7 protein-coding genes and 1 pseudogene are annotated in these 18,612 nt (G+C 67.2%); 5 read left to right on the forward strand and 3 right to left on the reverse strand.

Annotated features, from left to right (window positions below):
• The first annotated feature begins 86 nt into the window (after window positions 1-86).
• Together OG552_RS25975 and OG552_RS25980 are read left to right on the forward strand one after the other, a co-directional pair.
• Window positions 87-1,058, forward strand: a complete 972-nt coding sequence (locus OG552_RS25975; RefSeq protein ID WP_329136886.1) for an ATP-binding cassette domain-containing protein — start codon at window positions 87-89, stop codon at window positions 1,056-1,058.
• On the forward strand, window positions 1,055-1,843 hold the full coding sequence (locus OG552_RS25980) for an ABC transporter permease (protein ID WP_329136888.1): 789 nt from the start codon (window positions 1,055-1,057) through the stop codon (window positions 1,841-1,843). Before OG552_RS25975 ends, OG552_RS25980 begins: the two co-directional genes overlap by 4 nt.
• Here the strand turns inward: OG552_RS25980 and OG552_RS25985 are convergent.
• Together OG552_RS25985 and OG552_RS25990 are read right to left on the reverse strand one after the other, a co-directional pair.
• Window positions 1,824-4,958: an ATP-binding protein gene (locus OG552_RS25985; protein ID WP_329136889.1), complete on the reverse strand. Its 3,135-nt coding sequence runs from the start codon at window positions 4,956-4,958 to the stop codon at window positions 1,824-1,826. The two genes, OG552_RS25980 and OG552_RS25985, sit on opposite strands and share 20 nt — an antisense overlap.
• Before the next feature lie 472 nt (window positions 4,959-5,430).
• Entirely contained in the window at window positions 5,431-9,132 is a 3,702-nt protein-coding gene (locus tag OG552_RS25990; RefSeq protein WP_329136891.1) for a LamG domain-containing protein, read from the reverse strand.
• 523 nt (window positions 9,133-9,655) lie between these two features.
• On the opposite strand from OG552_RS25990, the gene OG552_RS25995 reads away from it, so the two are divergent.
• The 3 genes from OG552_RS25995 to OG552_RS26005 all read left to right on the forward strand — a co-directional run bounded on the left by OG552_RS25995 (window position 9,656) and on the right by OG552_RS26005 (window position 18,246).
• A complete protein-coding gene (locus OG552_RS25995; protein WP_329136893.1) occupies window positions 9,656-16,804 on the forward strand; it encodes an RHS repeat-associated core domain-containing protein in 7,149 nt (2,382 codons plus the stop codon).
• A 9-nt stretch (window positions 16,805-16,813) separates the two neighbouring features.
• On the forward strand, window positions 16,814-17,473 hold the full coding sequence (locus OG552_RS26000) for a hypothetical protein (RefSeq protein ID WP_329136895.1): 660 nt from the start codon (window positions 16,814-16,816) through the stop codon (window positions 17,471-17,473).
• Window positions 17,474-18,027: 554 nt separating this feature from the next.
• Window positions 18,028-18,246 (forward strand): VOC family protein, encoded by a 219-nt coding sequence (locus tag OG552_RS26005; protein ID WP_329136896.1) that lies wholly within the window; start codon window positions 18,028-18,030, stop codon window positions 18,244-18,246.
• An 80-nt stretch (window positions 18,247-18,326) separates the two neighbouring features.
• Here OG552_RS26005 and OG552_RS26010 read toward each other — a convergent pair.
• Window positions 18,327-18,563: pseudogene (locus OG552_RS26010) on the reverse strand (transposase family protein); the annotation flags it as partial.
• Window positions 18,564-18,612 lie beyond the last annotated feature (49 nt).

Raw genomic sequence — 18,612 nt, forward strand, 5'->3', positions numbered from 1 at the left:
CCCGACGGACGCACGCCCGGCCGGTTCCAGCGCGCTGAAACCGTGCTGAAACCGCGGTGAATGCGGTCTGCCGCACTCTGCGTGCCATGACGACAACGGCATCGCACGCACTCGCCATCGCGGCCAAGGGGCTGCGGAAGGCATACGGGGACATGACCGTCCTCGACGGCATCGACCTGTCGGTGCCGGCCGGGACGGTCTTCTCGCTGCTCGGCCCGAACGGGGCCGGCAAGACCACCGCGGTCAAGATCCTCTCCACCCTCATCACCGCCGACGCCGGCGAGTCGCGGGTCGGCGGCCACGACCTGGCCACCGACCCGCAGGCGGTACGGGCCGCGATCGGCGTCACCGGGCAGTTCTCCGCCGTCGACGGCCTGATCACCGGCGAGGAGAACATGCTCCTCATGGCGGACCTGCACCACCTCCCGCGCCGCGAGGGCCGCCGCACCGCCGCCGAACTGCTGGAGCGCTTCGACCTGGCGGAGGCCGCGAAGAAGCCCGCCGCCACCTACTCCGGCGGCATGAAGCGCCGCCTCGACATCGCCATGACCCTGGTCGGCAGCCCGCGGATCATCTTCCTCGACGAGCCCACCACCGGCCTCGACCCGCGCAGCCGCCACACCATGTGGGGGATCATCCGCGCGCTGGTCTCCGGCGGCGTCACCGTCTTCCTCACCACCCAGTACCTGGAGGAGGCCGACGAACTCGCCGACCGTATCGCGGTGCTGAGCGACGGCAGGATCGCCGCCGAGGGGAGTGCCGCCGAACTGAAGCGGCTCGTCCCGGGCGGCCACGTGCGGCTGCGCTTCGCCGACCCGGCCGCCTATCGGTCCGCCGCCGTCGCCCTGCGCGACGCCACCGGGGACGACGAGACCCTGTCGCTGCGGATCCCCAGCGACGGCAGCCAGCGCGAACTGCGCTCCGTCCTGGACCGGCTGGACTCGGCCGGCATCGCGGCGGACGAGCTGACCGTGCACACCCCCGACCTCGACGACGTGTTCTTCGCCCTGACCGGCGGCACCAACCTGCCCGACCAGCCCAAGGAGGCAGTCCGATGAGCGCCCTGTCCCTCGCCGTACGCGACTCGAACACCATGCTGCGCCGCAACCTGCTGCACGCGCGGCGCTACCCGTCCCTCACCTTGAACCTGCTGCTCACACCGATCATGCTGCTGCTGCTCTTCGTCTACGTCTTCGGCGACGTGATGAGCGCGGGCATCGGCGGCGGCGCGGACCGCTCCGCGTACATCGCCTACATCGTCCCGGGCATCGTGATGATGACCATCGGCGGCACCGTGGTCGGGGCCGCGGTCTCCGTCGCCACCGACATGACCGAGGGCGTCATCGCCCGCTTCCGTACGATGGCGATCCACCGCGGCTCGGTGATCATCGGGCACGTCGTCGGCAGCGTGCTGCAGTCGCTCGCCGGCGTGGTCCTGGTCGGCGCCGTCGCCGTGGCCATCGGCTTCAGGTCCACCGGCGCCACGGCTGTGGAGTGGCTGGCGGCGTTCGGGCTGCTCACGCTCTTCGCCCTGGCGCTCACCTGGATCGCGGTCGGGATGGGCATGGCCAGTGCGAACGCCGAGGCGGCGAGCAACAGCGCGATGCCGCTGATCCTCCTCCCGCTCATCTCCAGCGCCTTCGTCCCGGCCGACGCGATGCCGGGCTGGTTCCGGCCGGTCGCCGAGTACCAGCCGTTCACGCCCGCCATCGAGACCCTGCGCGGCCTGCTGCTCGGCACCGCGATCGGCGACAACTGGTGGCTGGCGATCGCCTGGTGCGTCGTCCTGGCCGCGCTCGGCCACCGCTGGTCGACGGCGTTGTTCAACCGCGGTCCGCGATGAGCGCGCGGGCCGCCGCCCGCAACTCGTCGCGTTCCAGGGCGGCGTACTCCGACACCGCGTCGGCGTACGCCGCCCGCCCGGCGTCCTGCGCCGCCTGCCGGGCGCGGGCCGCCGACATCGTCGGCTGGAACTCCCGCAGCACCCGCAGCCGTTCGGCCAGCGCGATCATCCGTACGGCGCGGGTGTCACCGCAGGCGAGCCCCGCCATGCCGAGGGCGTGCAGCACCGTCCCGATCACGGGGAGCTGCGCGGGCGAGTGGGACGGACCGGAGAGCAGGGCGTGCAGCGCCTGCCGCAGCCGGCCGGCCGGCCCCGCGACCAGCTCCAGCTCGGCACGGCCGGCGTACGCGTGGGCCGTCACCGCCACCGCCTGGATGTGCAGCGCCCACGGGTCGAGCGGAACCTCGCCGTTGCCGGCCGGACCGGCCGCGAGCATCCGCTCCACGGCGCCGCGCCACAGGCCGAGCCCGGCCTCCGTCAGGCCGCGGCTGAGCGCGATCTCGGCGCGCCCGCCGAGGTCGGGACGGTAGAAGGGGTCCTGCCGGGCGCTGGTGTCGTTCTCCGCCTGCCGCAGCCAGAACTCCGCCTCGTCGGGGTCGCCGCGCTGCAGGCAGGCGAGGACCAGGGAGGAGCGGATGAAGACGTAGTCCCGCCCGTCGTTGAGCCGCGGCAGCACCGTGAGCACCGCCTTGAGGTGCTGGTACGCCTCCTCGCCCCGCCCCAGCCGCAAGTACAGCTCGCTCAGCCGGGAATGCCCCACGAGCTGCAGGGACGGACTGCCGGCCGGGGCCAGTTCGGTGATCGTCCGGCGGGCCGAGGCGAGCGCGCGGTCGATGTCGTGCTCGTACTCCCAGACGTAGGTGGCGATGCTCTCGGCGATGCCGGCGACCAGCGGCTGCCCGCTGCCGCAGAGTTCCCGCAGCACGCCGTAGCCGGGCGGCACCATCTCGGGGACCGCGCTCAGCACCACCGCGCCGGCGCGCAGCAGGGTGTCCGCCGGGGCCGGCGGCAGCCGGCGGAGGGTGACGAGCTGGCGTACGGCGCGCGGGCCGTGGCCCATGAGCAGGCCCGCCGTGCACACCACCGCGGCGGCGCGGGCGACTTCGACGCAGTCGGGTCCCGGGTAGTAGTGCGACAGCGCGGGCCCGGTGTCCGCGGCGAGGGCGGCGAGGCGGGGGAAGTTGGAGTCGGTGGACCACAGGGCGCCGAGGACGGCGGTGAGCGCGGCGATGGCCGGGCCGTCCGTACGGGCCAGGGCGTGCCGCAGGGCTAGCACGAGGTTGTCCTGCTCGGGTCTGACCTGCTCCCAGGCCGCCCGCGGTTCCGGGCCGAAGAGGAAGTCGTGGTGTGCGGCGCCGAAGTCCCGTGCCCAGGCGAGGAACCGGCTGACGGCCTCGTCCTCCTCGCCGGCCTCCGCGCGCCGGGCGGCGCTGAACTCCCGTACCGTCTCCAGCATCCGGAACCGCACGCCGGCCTCGGTGTCGGTGACGGTCAGCAGCGACTGCCCTGCCAGTTGCTCCAGCAGGAACAGCGCGTCCTCGCCGAGCACCTGCTCCGCCGCCGCACCGGAGAAGCCGCCGGGGAAGACCGACAGCGTACGCAGCGCGGCCCTGGCGTCCCGGGCGAGCAGGTTCCAGCTCCACTCGACGACCGCGTGCAGCGTGCGGTGCCGCTCCGGCGCGTCCCGCGCCCCGCCGCGCAGCAGCGCGAACCGGTCGCCGAGCCGGCGGGCGATCTCCGGCACCGAGAGCACCCGTACCCGCGCCGCCGCCAGCTCCACGGCGAGCGGCAGCCCGTCGAGGTGGCGGCACAGCCCGGCCACCGCGTCCGGCGGCAGCAGCACGCCGGGCCGGGCGGCCCTGGCCCGCTGGCAGAACAGCTCGACGGAGGTGTCGAGGCCCAGCTCCGGCAGTGCGTACACCGCCTCCGACGTCAGGCCGAGAGGGGCCCGGCTGGTGGCCAGCACCCGCAGCTCCCGCGAGGACGACACCAGGGCCCGTACCAGGCCGGCGGCGCCCCGCACGACCTGCTCGCAGTTGTCCAGGACCAGCAGCGCGGGCCCGGCGCCGAGCACGCCGAGGATGCCGGAGACCTGTTCGGCCTGGGCGTGGCCGCTCACGGCGCCGGGCCGCCGCTCGCCGGCGCCGAGCGCGGAGGCCACCTCGGTGGCCACGTCCTCGTCCCGCGTGACGCCGGCGAGCGGCACGAAATACACCACGCGCTGCCCGGCCCGGCGGCTGACGGCGTGTGCGAGCCGGGTCTTGCCGAGGCCGCCGGGGCCGGTGACGGTGACGGCGCGGGAGGCGCGCAGCAGCCGCTCCACCGCCGCGATGTCCTCGTCCCTGCCGAGCAGCGGGTTCGGCTCGTGCGGCACACCGTGGCGCACCACCGGCGACTCGCCGCGGAGCAACTCCTGCTGTACGGCCCTGAGCCCGGCGCCCGGACCGGTGCCGAGTTCGTCGCGCAGGCGACGGCGGTATGCCTCGTACCGGATGAGCGCGGCGGACGGGCCCGCCGTCGCCGCCTCGCCGCGCAGCAGTTCGGCGAGCACCTCCTCGTCGCGCGGATGCTCCGCGGCGGCCACCGCCAGCGGCCCGGCCGCCTCCGCGTGCCGTCCCAGCCGGGCGAGCGCCAGCGCCCGCGCGCGGACGAGCGTGCCGCGGACGGGGGCGCGCTCGGTGCGCAGCGCGGTCACCGGGTCGTCGGTGTCGCCGGCCCCGTCGGGGGCGCCCTCCCACAGCGTGAGCCCGGCCTCGGCCGCGGCCAGCGACCCGGCGTGGTCCCCGGCCCTGGCCCGGTCCGCGCTCGCGGCGGCGTGCAGCAGCAGGGCGGAACTGTCGACCTGGTCCTCGGCGAGGGCGAGCCGGTATCCGTTCGGCGTGCTGACCAGGACATCGGCGCCCAACTGCGCCCGCGCCCTGGACACGAGCACCTGCAGCGCCTTTCCCGGCCGCTCCGGCAACTCCTCCCGCCACAGCCCCGCCACCAGCCGCTCGGTGCCGCAGCCGGTCCGCAACTCACCGGCGAGCAGCGCGAGCAGACCGCGGAGCCGGGGTGCGGTGACCTCCTGCCCGCGATAGGCGACACGCGGCAGCAGCGTCAGATCGGTGGTCACCCGTGCACCTTAACCAAGCCCCACCACCCCCTACCCGTGCCCTTGCCTGCCTCCGCGCTCCCGCCTGTGCTCTTGCCTGCCTCCGCGCTCCCGCCTGTGCTCTTGCCTGCCTCCGCGCCCCACCACCGCACCGATGCGCCCAGCGCCCCCTGCCGCCCCCTCGCCCGGGGCCGGCAACCGGAAGCAACGCCCCACCTGCGGCGGCGAATCCGCACGGGCAGGGGGGCACCGTTGCCGTGGGGGTGGGGGAGCGGTCGGTAGCGGGCTCGGTGGGGACCTGATCACGCATGGCAGAAGCGAGCGATACCTCAGCGGCCCGGCTCCGGGCCCGTCTCATCAAAGGACCCGGCTCGGGACTCTTCTTCGGAGGTGCTGAAAAATCCCTGTGCACAGCTGTTTTTCGCGGCCTTTTTGGTTTTGGGATGGCCCCCGGCCCCCGCTGTTTGCGGGAGCAGGGGCCGGGGCCGTGTGGTTATGAGGCGGTGTAGAGGCTTGTGACTTCATCGGCGGTGAGGGCTGCGGGGTAGGTGCGGACGTCGGCGATAGAGCCGTTGACCTGGTTGGAAGGGGTGCTGCTGCCGAGGGTGAGGGTGGCGCCGATGTTCAGGGGCGCCGACGAGTTGTAAACGGGGGTGGTGTTGAGGGCGGCGTTGCTGGTGAGGGTGCCGTTGATGTAGAGCGACATGACGTTGGAGTCGGCGTCGTAAACGCCGGCGAGGTGGGTCCAGGTGCCAGTGGTGGGAGTGCCGCCGCTGGCGGTTGAGAAGTTGGTGGTCACTGCGTCGCTGGTGATGGTCATGAAGTACCAGGACGAGAGGCCGGCGTGGTAGCCGAGATAGAAGGCCTGATGGTTGACGGTGCCCTGGCTGATGGCGGTCTGGGTTGAGGTGAGGGTGTTGAGCTTGACCCAAGCCGAGACGGTGTAGCTCTTCGTGGTGTCCAGGGCTGGGTGGGCGGTTTTGAGGTAGCCGGTGGTGCCGTTGAAGGTTGCGGCGCCGGGTGCCTCGCCGGTGTGGTCTGGGCCCCAGCCGGTGCCGCCGAACGCGGTGGCCGGGTTCTGGGCGTCGGTGTCGGTCAGAGTGTTCTTCAGGGACCACTGGTCGGAGCTGCTGGCCGCATTACCGATGGTGAAGAGGGGGTCGAAACCGGTCACGGCGCTGGTGGATGTTCCGTTTCCCGTCGTGCCGGGACGGACTGTCAGGGAGCCTGTGCTGGAGATGGACCACAGGTCGGAGATGCCGTCCCCAGTGAGGTCACCGTCGGAGCCGATTGTCGGGTCGCCGGCCGGGGGGAGACTGCCGATTGTCGTGGCGGAGGCGATGGCAGTCACGGTCGGCACGGTGTACGGCAAGGGGTCACCGAAGGGGTCCAGTGGTGTCAGGGTGCCTGTGGTGAAGGTGTAAGCGGTGATTGCGCCGGTGGTGCGGTCACGGGCCCACAGGCCGGGTTTTCCGCTGCCGGAGGTGTCACCGGGGGAGACGAGGTCCTCGTTCTTCCAGCCAGTGGTGGACAGGCACACGGGCTCGCCGAAGGTTCCGGGGGAGATGGTCGGGTAGAACCAGAGGCCGGCGTCGCCTGCACTGTTGGTTTCGGTGGTGAGGAGGCCGGTGTAGGAGTCGAAGTTGCCGTCGATCTTGAGCTGCGTCGTGGAGGCGTCGCCGAGTGCCGAGATCTGGAGGGTTGTGGACCAGTCGGTGGCGTAGCCGGTGCAGTTGCTGCACGCGGGCTTGGAGAGGACTGCTGACACGTCGAAACGGCCGTCGGCTCCGGTGTTGCCGGGGTTGTTGTAGAAGTACAGCTGGGAGGCGCCGCTCTTGTGGACGATCAGGTCGTCGACGTGCGAGTCCAGGCGCATGCTGCCGCGGTGGGTGATCTGGTAGTTCTTCCAGGTGTCACCGGCCGGTGAATCGGGGGCTTTCGCTGCGAGGGATACAGCGGGGCTGATGGCAGCCGTGTTGCCAGGAACGGAATGGGCGTAGAGGTTGCCGTCACTGCCGGGGGTGACAATGTCGGGCGAGCCGTCGCCGGTGGTGTCACCGAAGGCCGGTTGGGGGCCGTGCGGATTCCACGGGACGTAGAAGGCGTAGGAGGCGATGCCGGAGAAGTTTCCGGCGTTGTCCTCCGCCTGGACGTAGAGGATGTTGGTTCCCCAATGGGCGGGGAACGCTACCAGCCCGGCCGATGTCGGCAAGTTGGATCCGCACTGCCAGCCGGCGTCGGCCAGGGTGGGGTCGAAGCTCCAGTGCAGACATGCCAGTCCGGAACTGGGGCCGTGCGGTGCGGGGTCGGTCGCGGTGAAGGGTACGTATCCTCCCTGCCCGGTATGTAGCCCGGTGGTCTGGCCGTTGCCGGCTGGAGGGAAGGTACTGGCGAGAGCACTGGAGGCGATCTGGGTCGGTTCGGTGGGCATACTGACGTTGGGTGGGGTCAGGTCCAGGCGGAAGTGGCAGTGTGTACTAGGGGCGGCGGCGGAGGTGAGGATCCCGTCGTCGGCTGCCACGTCCCAGCCGTAGGAGTCCCCGTCGGCGAGCTTGCTCAGCGGGACGGTGAACGAGACCGAGTTGCCAGAGGCGGTGTAGCCGGTGTCCACGGTGCCGGCCGCGTCCCACATGTCGAACGAGCCGCGCACTGGCTGTGGCGGGTTGGTGGGGCTGGAGACCTTCGCCTGGAGTGTCAGACCCTGCGAGCCCGGGTTTCCGACGAACGCACTGGTGGTTGAGTTGGCGGTGGATTCACAGGGCTGGGTGGTGTGGGCTGACGCCCATTGCGGGGTTGGCGTGGCGGTGAAGTTGGTCGGCAGGTTGGGGAGGGAGTCGTACGTGATGGTGAGAAGGGCCTTGTTGGAGAGGCGTTTGAAGCCGTTCTCGTTCGACTCGTCGCCATAGAGGGCAAAGGTGAGGGTCTTCGGATCGGTGTTGTCGAGGATGTCGCGCACAGCGGAGATGGTGTTGTAGGAGAAGTCGACGTTGCCGCTGCATCCGGTGGAGCCGGTCCCCCCGACATTGTCTGCGGCGCCCACCGAACTGCCGCCCGGCTGGTTGTCCCAGTTGGTACCGCTACCGATGGCGTTGTTGGAGTAATACGCGTGCACGGCGTAGGTGTTGGTGCAGCTCCAGTCGGCGGAGTAGGTCTGGGTCACCCGGAGTGTCGCCGAACCGATGGTGTCCTCGGTGGCGTGGAGATTGCCGAGGTTGAACTGGTAGTAGGTGCGTTCCTTGTCGGACGGGACGCAACTTCCGCCATCGGGGTAGGTGCCGCACAGGCCCAGTCCGGGCTGTGCTGAGTGCGAGGAGCCGTACAAGTCGAAGTTGTCAGAGCTGGGGTGGGCGGACTGACTCCACGTCCAGCTCGGGTCTCCGGTTTCCCATGGGATGTAAGAGGGATCGATGAACACCGGATAGTGGGTGTCAGCTCCGTGCAGCACATCGGTGACAGGGGTGAGACTCACGCTGTCGCCGCTGGTTGTGACCGGGATGGTGGCGGTCCGGGCGCCGGTGCCGGGTCCCTCGGTGGTGCTGCTGTCGGCCCCGTCAGTCTCTTGCGGGGTGATGACGCTGGTGACCTTGGCAGTGGCCGGGGCGGCTGTTCCGTTGGTGCTGGAGTCCCACATGGTCGGTGCGGGGGCCACGAATTCGGGGGCGCCGGTAGCGTCCACGGCCTGGAGGCCGCCCTGGGCGTCGGTCTGCATGGTCAGCCCGGCGCCGGTGGTGGCCAGGTGCAGTGTGGTGAGGCCGGGGTCGGCCGCCGCGGCGGCGGTCTTCACCACGAGGACCTCCCGTATGCCGCCCAACTCCGTTGCCGTGACGTCGAGGTCGACGTCCGGCAGGACGTTGGCGTAGAGGGCGGTGTCGCCGTCCAGGGTCGGCGCCGGCAGCGCGAACGGCATGGTGATCGAAAGGGACTTGCCGCTGGGACTGGAGAGCGTCGCCAGCGGTGTGGTTCCTCCGCCGGACAGCGTCAGGGCGTTGAGGGGTGCCTTGGCCGACAGGGTTCCGCTGGAGTTCGTTTGCAGGTCGGCATTGATCGGAACCCAGGAGCCGTCGAGTTCCACGCGGCTCGGCTCGACTGTGCTGTTCTGCGTCAAGGTGCCGTCCGGATTGGCGGTCGTCTGCGCGTATGGCGTGGTGAGCGCGTCGACGACGACGGGCTGCCCGGACGCCTGGGCCTGGGCCATCGCCTGGTCCTCAGGACCCGCATCGGCCGGTAGCCCGGTGATGTGTCCGTCTCCCGGGCCGGGGCCATCGGCGTGTGCCGGGCCCGCCACATTGATCAGTGCGGCGCCGGACAGTACGAGCGCGATAAGCGCTCCGGTGGTCTTGCGTCCCGGATGCCTTCGGCGAACAGCGCGTGCGGACATGCCGATGCCCCCCATCGGGTCCCCTCCCCTTGTGCGAGTGTTCGAACAAACACCCGTGGAAGTCGCACAGTAAGTGCATGTGCCAGACGCCCGTCAAGCGCGTAACTCCGATACATGCCCTTACTCGGTGGACTGTCCCATTTGGCAGGAGTGGCAAAGATAAAGGTGTTGTAAAGATCGGACCGAGAATTGATCAAATGTTCGATCCGTTCGCTACATTCAGCCCGTCTGTGGTCGCTGGGAGTCAACCTGGCGGCCCTTTGCATGCGAGGGGGAACCCGTGGGGGGTTGGGGACGAGTGCGTCCAAGCGCACGTCGTGGCCGTTCGGGATGGCTGGGCGTGTTCACGGTGCTCGCCACCATGGCCACGCTGCTGGCTCCGGTGTCGGCCCAGGCAATTGAGGCAGCCAAACCGGCTGATCCGCACAAAATCTGGTCGCCCTCGGATACGCCGCTGCCGCGGACGGCCTCGGTCAAGGGCACGAACATGCCCGCTCCGTCGCACCTTGAGCCGCACTATCCGGTACCCAAAGCATGGGCAGGGCCGGCTGCCGCGTCCTCGGCGAGCGGCGCCGCAAGAGTTGCCGTTCCGGCCGCCTCGACGGGCAGCCGGCCGCTGCCGTCCCGTGCGGGCCTCCTGCCGGTCTGGATCCGCCCGTCCGCCAAACCCGCCAGGACAACCACCGCGGCTGGCGGGACGGCGACCATCACGCCGTCGGCCGCGGGCACGCCTATCAGCGTCAACGTGGTCGCGACAGCCACGGCCGCCAAGGCCGGCTTTCACGCGCCGGTGGTCGCTGTCTCCCGCAGCACTGTCGGGCCCGCCGGCGAGGTCGAAATCGGTGTCGACGTCAGCCAGCTCGATGCGGCCTTCGGCGGTGATGCCGCCGCGCGTTCCCACCTTGTCGAACTCCCGCAGTGCGCCCTGAGCACTCCGCAGAATGCCGCCTGTCAAAAGCAGACCCCGGTCCCCTCGCGATACGACCCGGCAACGCACCGCCTCGTAGCCGACGTTACGGTTCCCACCGAGAGAACGGCTGGCGCCCAGTCCGGCAGCGCGGCCGTTATCGAGACCCCGGCCCTCCTTTTGGCTCCGCAGACCAGCTCTGGCGGCGGCGGCGGCACCTACGCGGCCACCAGCCTGACTCCGAGCTCCAACTGGACTGCTGGATCCAGCAACGGCGGTTTCACCTACAGCTACCCGATCCAGGTACCGCCCGCCATCGCGAGCGACGCCCCGACCGTCGCGCTGTCCTACGACTCGTCGTCCGTGGACGGACGGACCTCGTCGACCAATGCCCAGGCATCCTGGATCGGCGACGGATGGGACTACAGCCCGGGTTACGTCGAGCGCTCCTACAAATCATGTGACCTGGTGGCGGGACTCGCGCACTCGAACGATATGTGCTGGGGCGGGTACAACGCCACGCTCTCCCTCGGCGGGCATTCCAGCGAACTCGTCCGCGACGACACCACCGGGACATGGCGACTGCAGGACGACAACGGCTCCAAGGTGGAGTTCCTCACCGGCGCGTCCAACGGAACCTCCAGTGGCGAGTACATCAAGGTCAGCACGACCTCCGGCACGGTCTATTACTTCGGCCTCAACCACCTGCCCGGCGGAGACAAGACCGACGCCGCCACCAACTCGGCCTGGTCAGAGCCGGTGTACTCGCCCAACAGCACCGACCCCTGTTACGACTCCGCCAAGGGCAACACGTCCTGGTGCCAGATGGGGTGGCGTTTCAACCTGGACTACGCGGTCGACCCGCACGGTAACTTGACCACCTACACCTACAGCGCCGAGTCGAATTACTACAAGCGTGGCGCCGGCCAGAACTCCGGCGTCGGAACGCTGACCTCCTACACCCGCGGCGGGGCCCTTTCCTCGATTGCCTACGGGCAGCGACTGTCCGACCAGGTGACGGCCAAGGGAACCCTCAAGCCGGCGGCGAAGGTCGTCTTCACCCCAGCGGCTGAGGGCCGCTGCTCGACCACGGGCGGTTTCAGCTGCGACAAAGCCGTTCTGGGAACCACGAATGCCGCGCACTGGCCAGACGTGCCGTACGACCAGAACTGCGCTGCAACCGGCACGTGCAACAACTATGGTCCGAGTTTCTGGTCCAACATCCGCCTGAAGTCCATCACCACGCAGGTGCAGTCCGCCGGTGCGCTCAAGAATGTCGACACCTACACCCTCAACCAGAGCTACCCGGATCCGTCCGACGGCAACAAGCCGACCATGTGGCTGGACTCCATCGAACGCACCGGCGACGACGGTGCCCCTACGGTTCCGCTGCCTCCGGTGACCTTCACACCGACGGAAATGCCCAACCGTGTCGACGGCACCAATCTCGTCCCCGCACCGACCATCTTCAACCGGCCGCGCATCCAGACCATCACCACCGAGTCCGGCGAGCAGATCCAGGTCGACTACAAATTGCCGGCCTGCTCCCGGATCAACCACGTCATGCCCGCCTCCGCGGACACCGACACGATGGCTTGCTACAACGTTATGTGGTACCCACCGGGAACGGCATATGGCGCCAACCCGGCCTCGGACTGGTTCAACCGTTACCAGGTCGACTCCGTCACCGAGAACGACCCGGTCTCCGGCTCTACATCGGTCGCTACCCACTACGCTTACGGCGCGGCTGCCTGGCACTACGACGACAGTGAATTGACCGACCCCAAGACCCGCACCTGGGGCCAGTTCCGCGGCTACGCATCCGTCACCGCAACTACGGGCTCCGGCAAGGATGGCCCGATAACGCAGACCCTCACCACGTACCTGCAGGGCATGGACGGGGACAAGACAGCCGGCGGAACCCGAAGCGTCACGGTCGCCGACAGCCTCGGCGAGCACGTCACCGATGCCGATTGGCTCTCTGGACAGGTACTGGAGACAGACAATTACGACCGGGCGGGCGGGAGAGTGACTGCCTACAAGGTCAGCAACCCGACCGCCCCGTCCGCCGCGACAGCCACCCACGTGCGAGGGACAGGGCTGCCGGATCTCGTCGCCCGGTACGACTCAACCGTCTCCGTCGTCACCACCAAGGGTCTCAAAGCCAACGGCACGTGGCGCACAGCGGTAACGACCACACGAACCGACTCCGGTCACGCGAACCGCACGATCAGCGTGGATGAGGTTGCCGACGACCAGCCGGAACAGTGCACCCTCACCTTGTATGCCGCCAGCAGCAACCCCCTGATGACGGGACTGCCGGATGAGGTCAAGACCCTGACAGGTTCAGGAGCGTGCTCCGCGACGGGCACAAAGGCGAACACCGTCGCAGACAACCGCACCATCTACGACGGGCTGGCCTTCGGATCCGCCGGCGCTCTCGGTGAAGTCAGCTCCGTCCAGGTTCTCGACAGCTACGACGGATCCGGTCAGCCGGTGTACGCCACTACCGCGAGCACCACCTACGACAGCTACGGCCGGGTCACTTCGCTCACCGACCCCAACGCCACCGACGCGCAGCACACCAAGGGCGCGACCACATCGACCGTTTACACGTCAGCCAGCGCCGGAGAACTACCGGCTACCATCACGGTCACCAGCCCTGCTCCGGGCAGCGCCACCGGCTGGACCTCCACTACCACCCTGGATGTGGCTCGAGGCCTGCCGCTGACAGCCACCGACATCAACGGTAACGTCACCACCGAGTCTTACGACGCGCTGGGCCGCCTTGTGGAGGTGTGGGCGCCGGGCCGTACCACCACGCAGAACCCGAACCAGACCTACACCTATGCCGTCAACGGTTCTGCCGGGCCCTCATCGGTCACCTCAGCAGCCCTGATGAACGACGGCTCACGGTACAGCCTTTCCGTCCAATATTTCGACGGTGTCGGACGACCCCGCCAAACACAGACCACACCCGGTATTTCCGCTTATCACGGTCGGATCCTCACCGACACCGTCTATGACTCCCACGGCCGTGCCGTCAAGACCCGCGGCCCCTGGTATGACGACAGTGCCGCTCCCGGCTCGGGATTGTTCTCGGCAGACGACGACCAAGTCCCGAACGAAACATCCACGGTGTACGACGGACAGGACCGCGCCACGGCCACGGTCTTTTCCTCCTACGCCATCGAGCAGTGGCGAACCACCACGGCGTACCCGGGCGTGGACGAGACCGACACCACCCCGCCGACCGGAGGCACCGCCACCACCGTCATCACCGACGCCGCAGGACGCGCCAGTCAGCTCTGGCAATACCGGACACCATCACCGACCGGCCGCGCGAGCGACGCCGACGTCACCACGTACACCTACACCCCGTCCGGCAACCCGGACACACGCACCGACGCCAGCAACCAGGACACCTGGACTTACTCCTACGACCTGCGAGGCCGCCAGACAAGCGTCACTGATCCGGACACCGGAACCACCACCCAGACTTACGACTCCGACGGCCGACTCGCCACGACAACGGACGCTCGCAAGGTCACCCTGTCTTACGACTATGACCTGCTCGGCCGCAAGACCGCCGAGCACAGCACCACGGATCCGTCAACGACCCCGGTCCTGCAAGCCGCCTGGACCTACGACACCCTGCCTGGTGCCAAGGGACAGCCCGTCAAGTCCACGCGGTATGTCGACGGCGACACTGCTAAGGCGTACAGCACCGAGAGTACCGGCTACGACATCGGCTACCGGTCCACCGGCACAAAGCTCACCCTGCCCTCGTCGGAAGGCAAACTCGCCGGCCCCTTCACGACCCAGGAGATCTACGACCCGATCACCGGGGCACTCAAGGCATCGCACACCGACGCTCGCGGCGACCTGCCGGCCGAGACGGTCAACTACACGTACGACGTCAACGGTCCGTTGCTCACCTTCGGGAGCTCCACTACGTACGACCTGGCCACCAACTACGATGCTTTCGGCCGCCCCATCCGCACCACCGTCAATCCATGGGGCACCGAGATCGTCGCCACGGACAACTATGACCTGGCCACCGGGTCGCTGTTGTCCAGTTACCTGGACAAGCAGGCCTCCTCCACCGGCCAGGTTCAGCAGACCACCTACCTCCGCAACCCCGCAGGGCAGATCACCGCAGTCCAGAACATCGCCGACAACACCCCCTCCCAGACCGACCTGCAGTGTTTCACCAACGACTACCTCGGCCGGCTCACCGCGGCTTGGACCGATACCGGAAGCACGACTACCGAACCCCAGCCCGAAGTACCGAATATTGGCGGCTGCAAGAACACCACCCCGACCAGCGGCGCCGCACCAGGGCACACCACTGTCGGCGGGCCCGCGGCGTACTGGACCTCATACTCCTATGACTCTCTGGGAAACCGCACCGGCCTGACCCAGCACGACACCGGCGGCGACACCACCAAGGACATCGTCACCACGCAGGTCTTCGGACAGCCCGGCCAGCCCAACACGCCTACCACCGCGCCCAACACCGGTGGCGGCACCGGCGGCCCGCACGCGCTGCTCTCCACCACCAGCACCGGCCCTAACAACCCGGGCGCCACCGCCTACCAATACGACGCCCTCGGCAACACCACCGCACTCACCGCCACCGCAGGCACCACAACCCTCGACTGGAGTCCCGAAGACGAACTTGCCGACGTCACCACCGCCGGCACCGCCGGGAAAACCAGCTACCTCTACGACGCAAACGGGAACCAACTTCTGCGCCGCGACCCCGGCAAAACCACTCTCACCTTCGGCGGAGACGAACTCGTCCTCGACACCGGTACCGGCGGCGCTCTCACTGACACCCGCACCTACACCCTGCCCAACGGCATCACCGCTGTACGCGAGGGAACGAATCTCACTTGGCAGATCGCCGACCTTCACGGCACCGCGACCCTCGCCCTGGACTCCATCACCCTCGCCGAAAGCCGCCGTCCCGCGGATCCGTTCGGTAACCCCCGCGGTACCCAGCCCACCTCATGGGCCGGCGACCACGGTTTCGTCGGCGGCACGCAGGACCCTGCGACCGGACTCACCAACCTCGGAGCCCGCGAATACCAGCCCACCACAGGCCGCTTCCTCAACCCTGACCCTCTTTTGGACGCGTCCCAGCCCCAGCAGTGGAACGGCTACGCCTACGCCGGCAACAGCCCCGTCAGCAACAGCGACCCGACAGGGCTGCGATCCGAGTGCGGCCAGAACGGGGATTCCGACTGCAGCAGCGACGCCTCGCCGGCCGGCGGCGGCAGCGCTGACAACTACCACTGCGGCGACACCGACCAATGTGACCCCAACGCTAACAAATGTGATCGCACGTGCCAGGACATGAGGCAGTCCGATCCGACGACAAAAACCGGGTACACCGAGATCTACCCCAATGTCGTCATCCGCAATAACATGAGGAATTTCTCCAAATTCCGGCAGCTTTTCTATCAGCAAATTCTCAAAGACTGCAATGGCTTCGACTATGATTGCGAAGATCCAACTGCCTACGACACGCCTATTTCGCTGTCGGTGGTTCTCGCGTGGATACGCCATCTTGAAAACCTTGAGTTTCTCATCCTCGCCGATCTGCATCAAGCCGGTGCGAAAGATGTAGAGCAAGCCATAATGGCAGACGCGAGTGTTGAGATGCTGATGGGAAGAGGTGGGGTGGTCGGAGGCGGGGCATCGAAGCTGTCCAACGAAGAACTTGCGGACTTCGGAGCGGAAGAGGCCGGTCTCTGCGCGACACACAGTTTCGCGGCCGACACCCAAGTCCTCATGGCCGATGGAAAACACAAGCCCATCGCCACAGTGAAAAAGGGCGACCGTATTGAGGCCACCGACCCCCTCACTGGTGTGACCCAATCGGAAAACGTCACCAACGTCATTACGACCACATCGGACCGGGATTTCACCGACCTCACGGTCCACACGGCCTCGGGAAACCGCAAGATCACCTCGACTCAGAACCACCCCTACTGGGACATCACCCGCGCCCGCTGGGTAGACGCCTCCCAACTCCGCGCGGGCGAACACCTCCGCCAGCCGAACGGGCCTGCGCTGCTCATCGCTGCGGTGCGCAGCTACACCCGGCCCATCACCACCTATGACCTCACCGTTGACCGCCTGCACACGTACTATGTACTCGTCGGTGAGACCCCGGTACTGGTTCACAATTCTTCCTGTCTCACGGGAGCAGGTAACGACTTTCCTGGAGTGGCGCACACACTCGACGAGCATGTTGGAATTTCGGACCAAGAGGCGATTTCCCTGGCGGCGCGCAAGCCGGGCGGTATGAATAGCGTATTTGTGGATCGGCAAACTGCTCAGCAGGTCGCTGATTATGCTACTGCAAATAATGCAAGTCGAATTCAGAACTGGTTGCGTGGACCCAATCAGCAGCTTACCTTCTCTGGAAGGTTTGGGGCGAATAATTCACTGGGCACTACCTTCCGTTCGGATGGATCCAGCTCTGCGGCAGGGAACGGTTATTTCATCCAATTGACGCGAGCTAAGGGATATCCTGGCGGGTTCTATATCTCGACCCTCTATCCTAAGTGAGAGTAAGTCATGGAGAGGTTTACTAGCTTCGACTTCGGGCTAACGGGACTAGCCGCACTCTTCCATCAAGACTGGGCTCATCTGGGGTCGGTAGAGGGGGTCGCCTTTGCCTACCTTTCAGTTGGGCAGGAATTGGTCGCGAGTAAGTCGCTACAGCAGGAGGCGGCTGCACTTGAGCACGACGTAGTCGTGCTGATCGATTCGCCGCTGGGCGATAGTCAGATCGAACTGCTATGGACGATGGCAACTGGCGGGAATTACCGATTCAATGCGCCGGAGAAAGGGCGCCACTTCCTTTGGCGTGTGAGCACCGCCTGTCGCCAGTGGCAGCAGTCCTATGGGGGTGTGCCGGTTGATGTCGATCCTCTGTGGAGCACCTCGAGTGTTGCATCTAGTGTGTGTGAGGTGATTGCTGCCGCATCTTTCGCATTTCCTGATGGCGGACGCAGTGAAGCTCAACAGTCGGACGTGAAAAGGCTGCGCCAATCGCTCGAATCTTGCGCGCGGTCGGCTTCTCCAGAGTTGGCGTTTAGACTTTTGCTCAGGATTTATCTCTCCAATTTCCTACCGGTGGACCGTTCATCTTGGGCGAGGTACCAAAAGCTCGCCGCCGTTTTTTCGTTCGGCGATTACTTGCTGTCCGGCCTTGACTTCCTGGTTGACGACTGATCCATGATTTCACATAAGGACCTCGGATCCTGTGGACTGGCGATTTGGCAACTGTAGGTGCTCTCCTCTCGAATCATTTCCAGAGGAGAGCACCTCTGCCTTAGCCAGGCAGTGCTTATGTACAACCTGACCGTCGCCGATATCCACGCGTGCTGTGTACTCGCCGGGACCACGCCGATCCTGGTGCATAACACCGGTGGAGGCATATGCCCGACTTCTGCCCTCAAGGGAGATGAGCCGGCTACGGCAGACCGGTTGCGGGCAGATCCGTAATTTACCAGTGGAGACCTCCACGGGTACGTTGACACTAATGCACCCGACTATGTTGACTCCTATGATGCGGTTGGCGGTCCGACGGGGTGGGCGCGAGGTAACATGCGGCAAATGCTGGGTTCCATCCGGTCTCATCTGTATCTCAAGACTGGAATGAATTTCACCGTTCTCGATCTGACGGGAGCATCAAGTGGGCAGATTGACACTGCCTTCGGAAAAGCGGCGATCATAGTTCGCCTGCAGTGATCCCTCAGGCGTGGGCCCGCGCCTGTATTTCCAGCGTGTCCCGGAAGGGAAGATCGTCAAGAATTCGGGTCCATCTCGACGTCCGGGTCAGCACCGGGCTTGTGGGAGATGAGCGCCTTGCCGCGCTCGAAGCGGGGTGCGCACGACTGGTCGCGCTCGGTGCGGCCCATGCACAAACGCTGTACGCCGATGAGGAAAACGAGTTGTTCATCCCGATGCTGGACATCGAGAGCAACGAGTTCTGTATCGGTTGAACGTCCTCCGAGCGGCGAGGTGGGGAATCACCTTCCTTGGGCCTCTCAAGTCTCGTACGGGGCGGGAGCCAGCTCACGTGGGCGAGGTTGTGCAGCTGGGCGCTGTGGAGCGTGGCGGTGTGAACGCCGTCGCCTTTGACGCGGCAGTCTCGGAGGATCTTCCATTACTTCATCCGCGCGAAGGCGTGCTCGACGCGGGCCCGGACGTTGCGATGAGAGGTGTCGTGCTCCTCGTTCCGAGCCGGCAGTTCGGTCCGGCCGCGTTCGCGGCGGTGCGGAACGAGGAAGCCGGTGCCCCGATAGCCGGCGGCCGCGATGACCGCGGCCCAGACATTCGACGGACATTCCGCCGGGCAGGCACGGAAG

Source organism: Streptomyces sp. NBC_01476, assembly GCF_036227265.1.
Classification (GTDB): domain Bacteria; phylum Actinomycetota; class Actinomycetes; order Streptomycetales; family Streptomycetaceae; genus Actinacidiphila.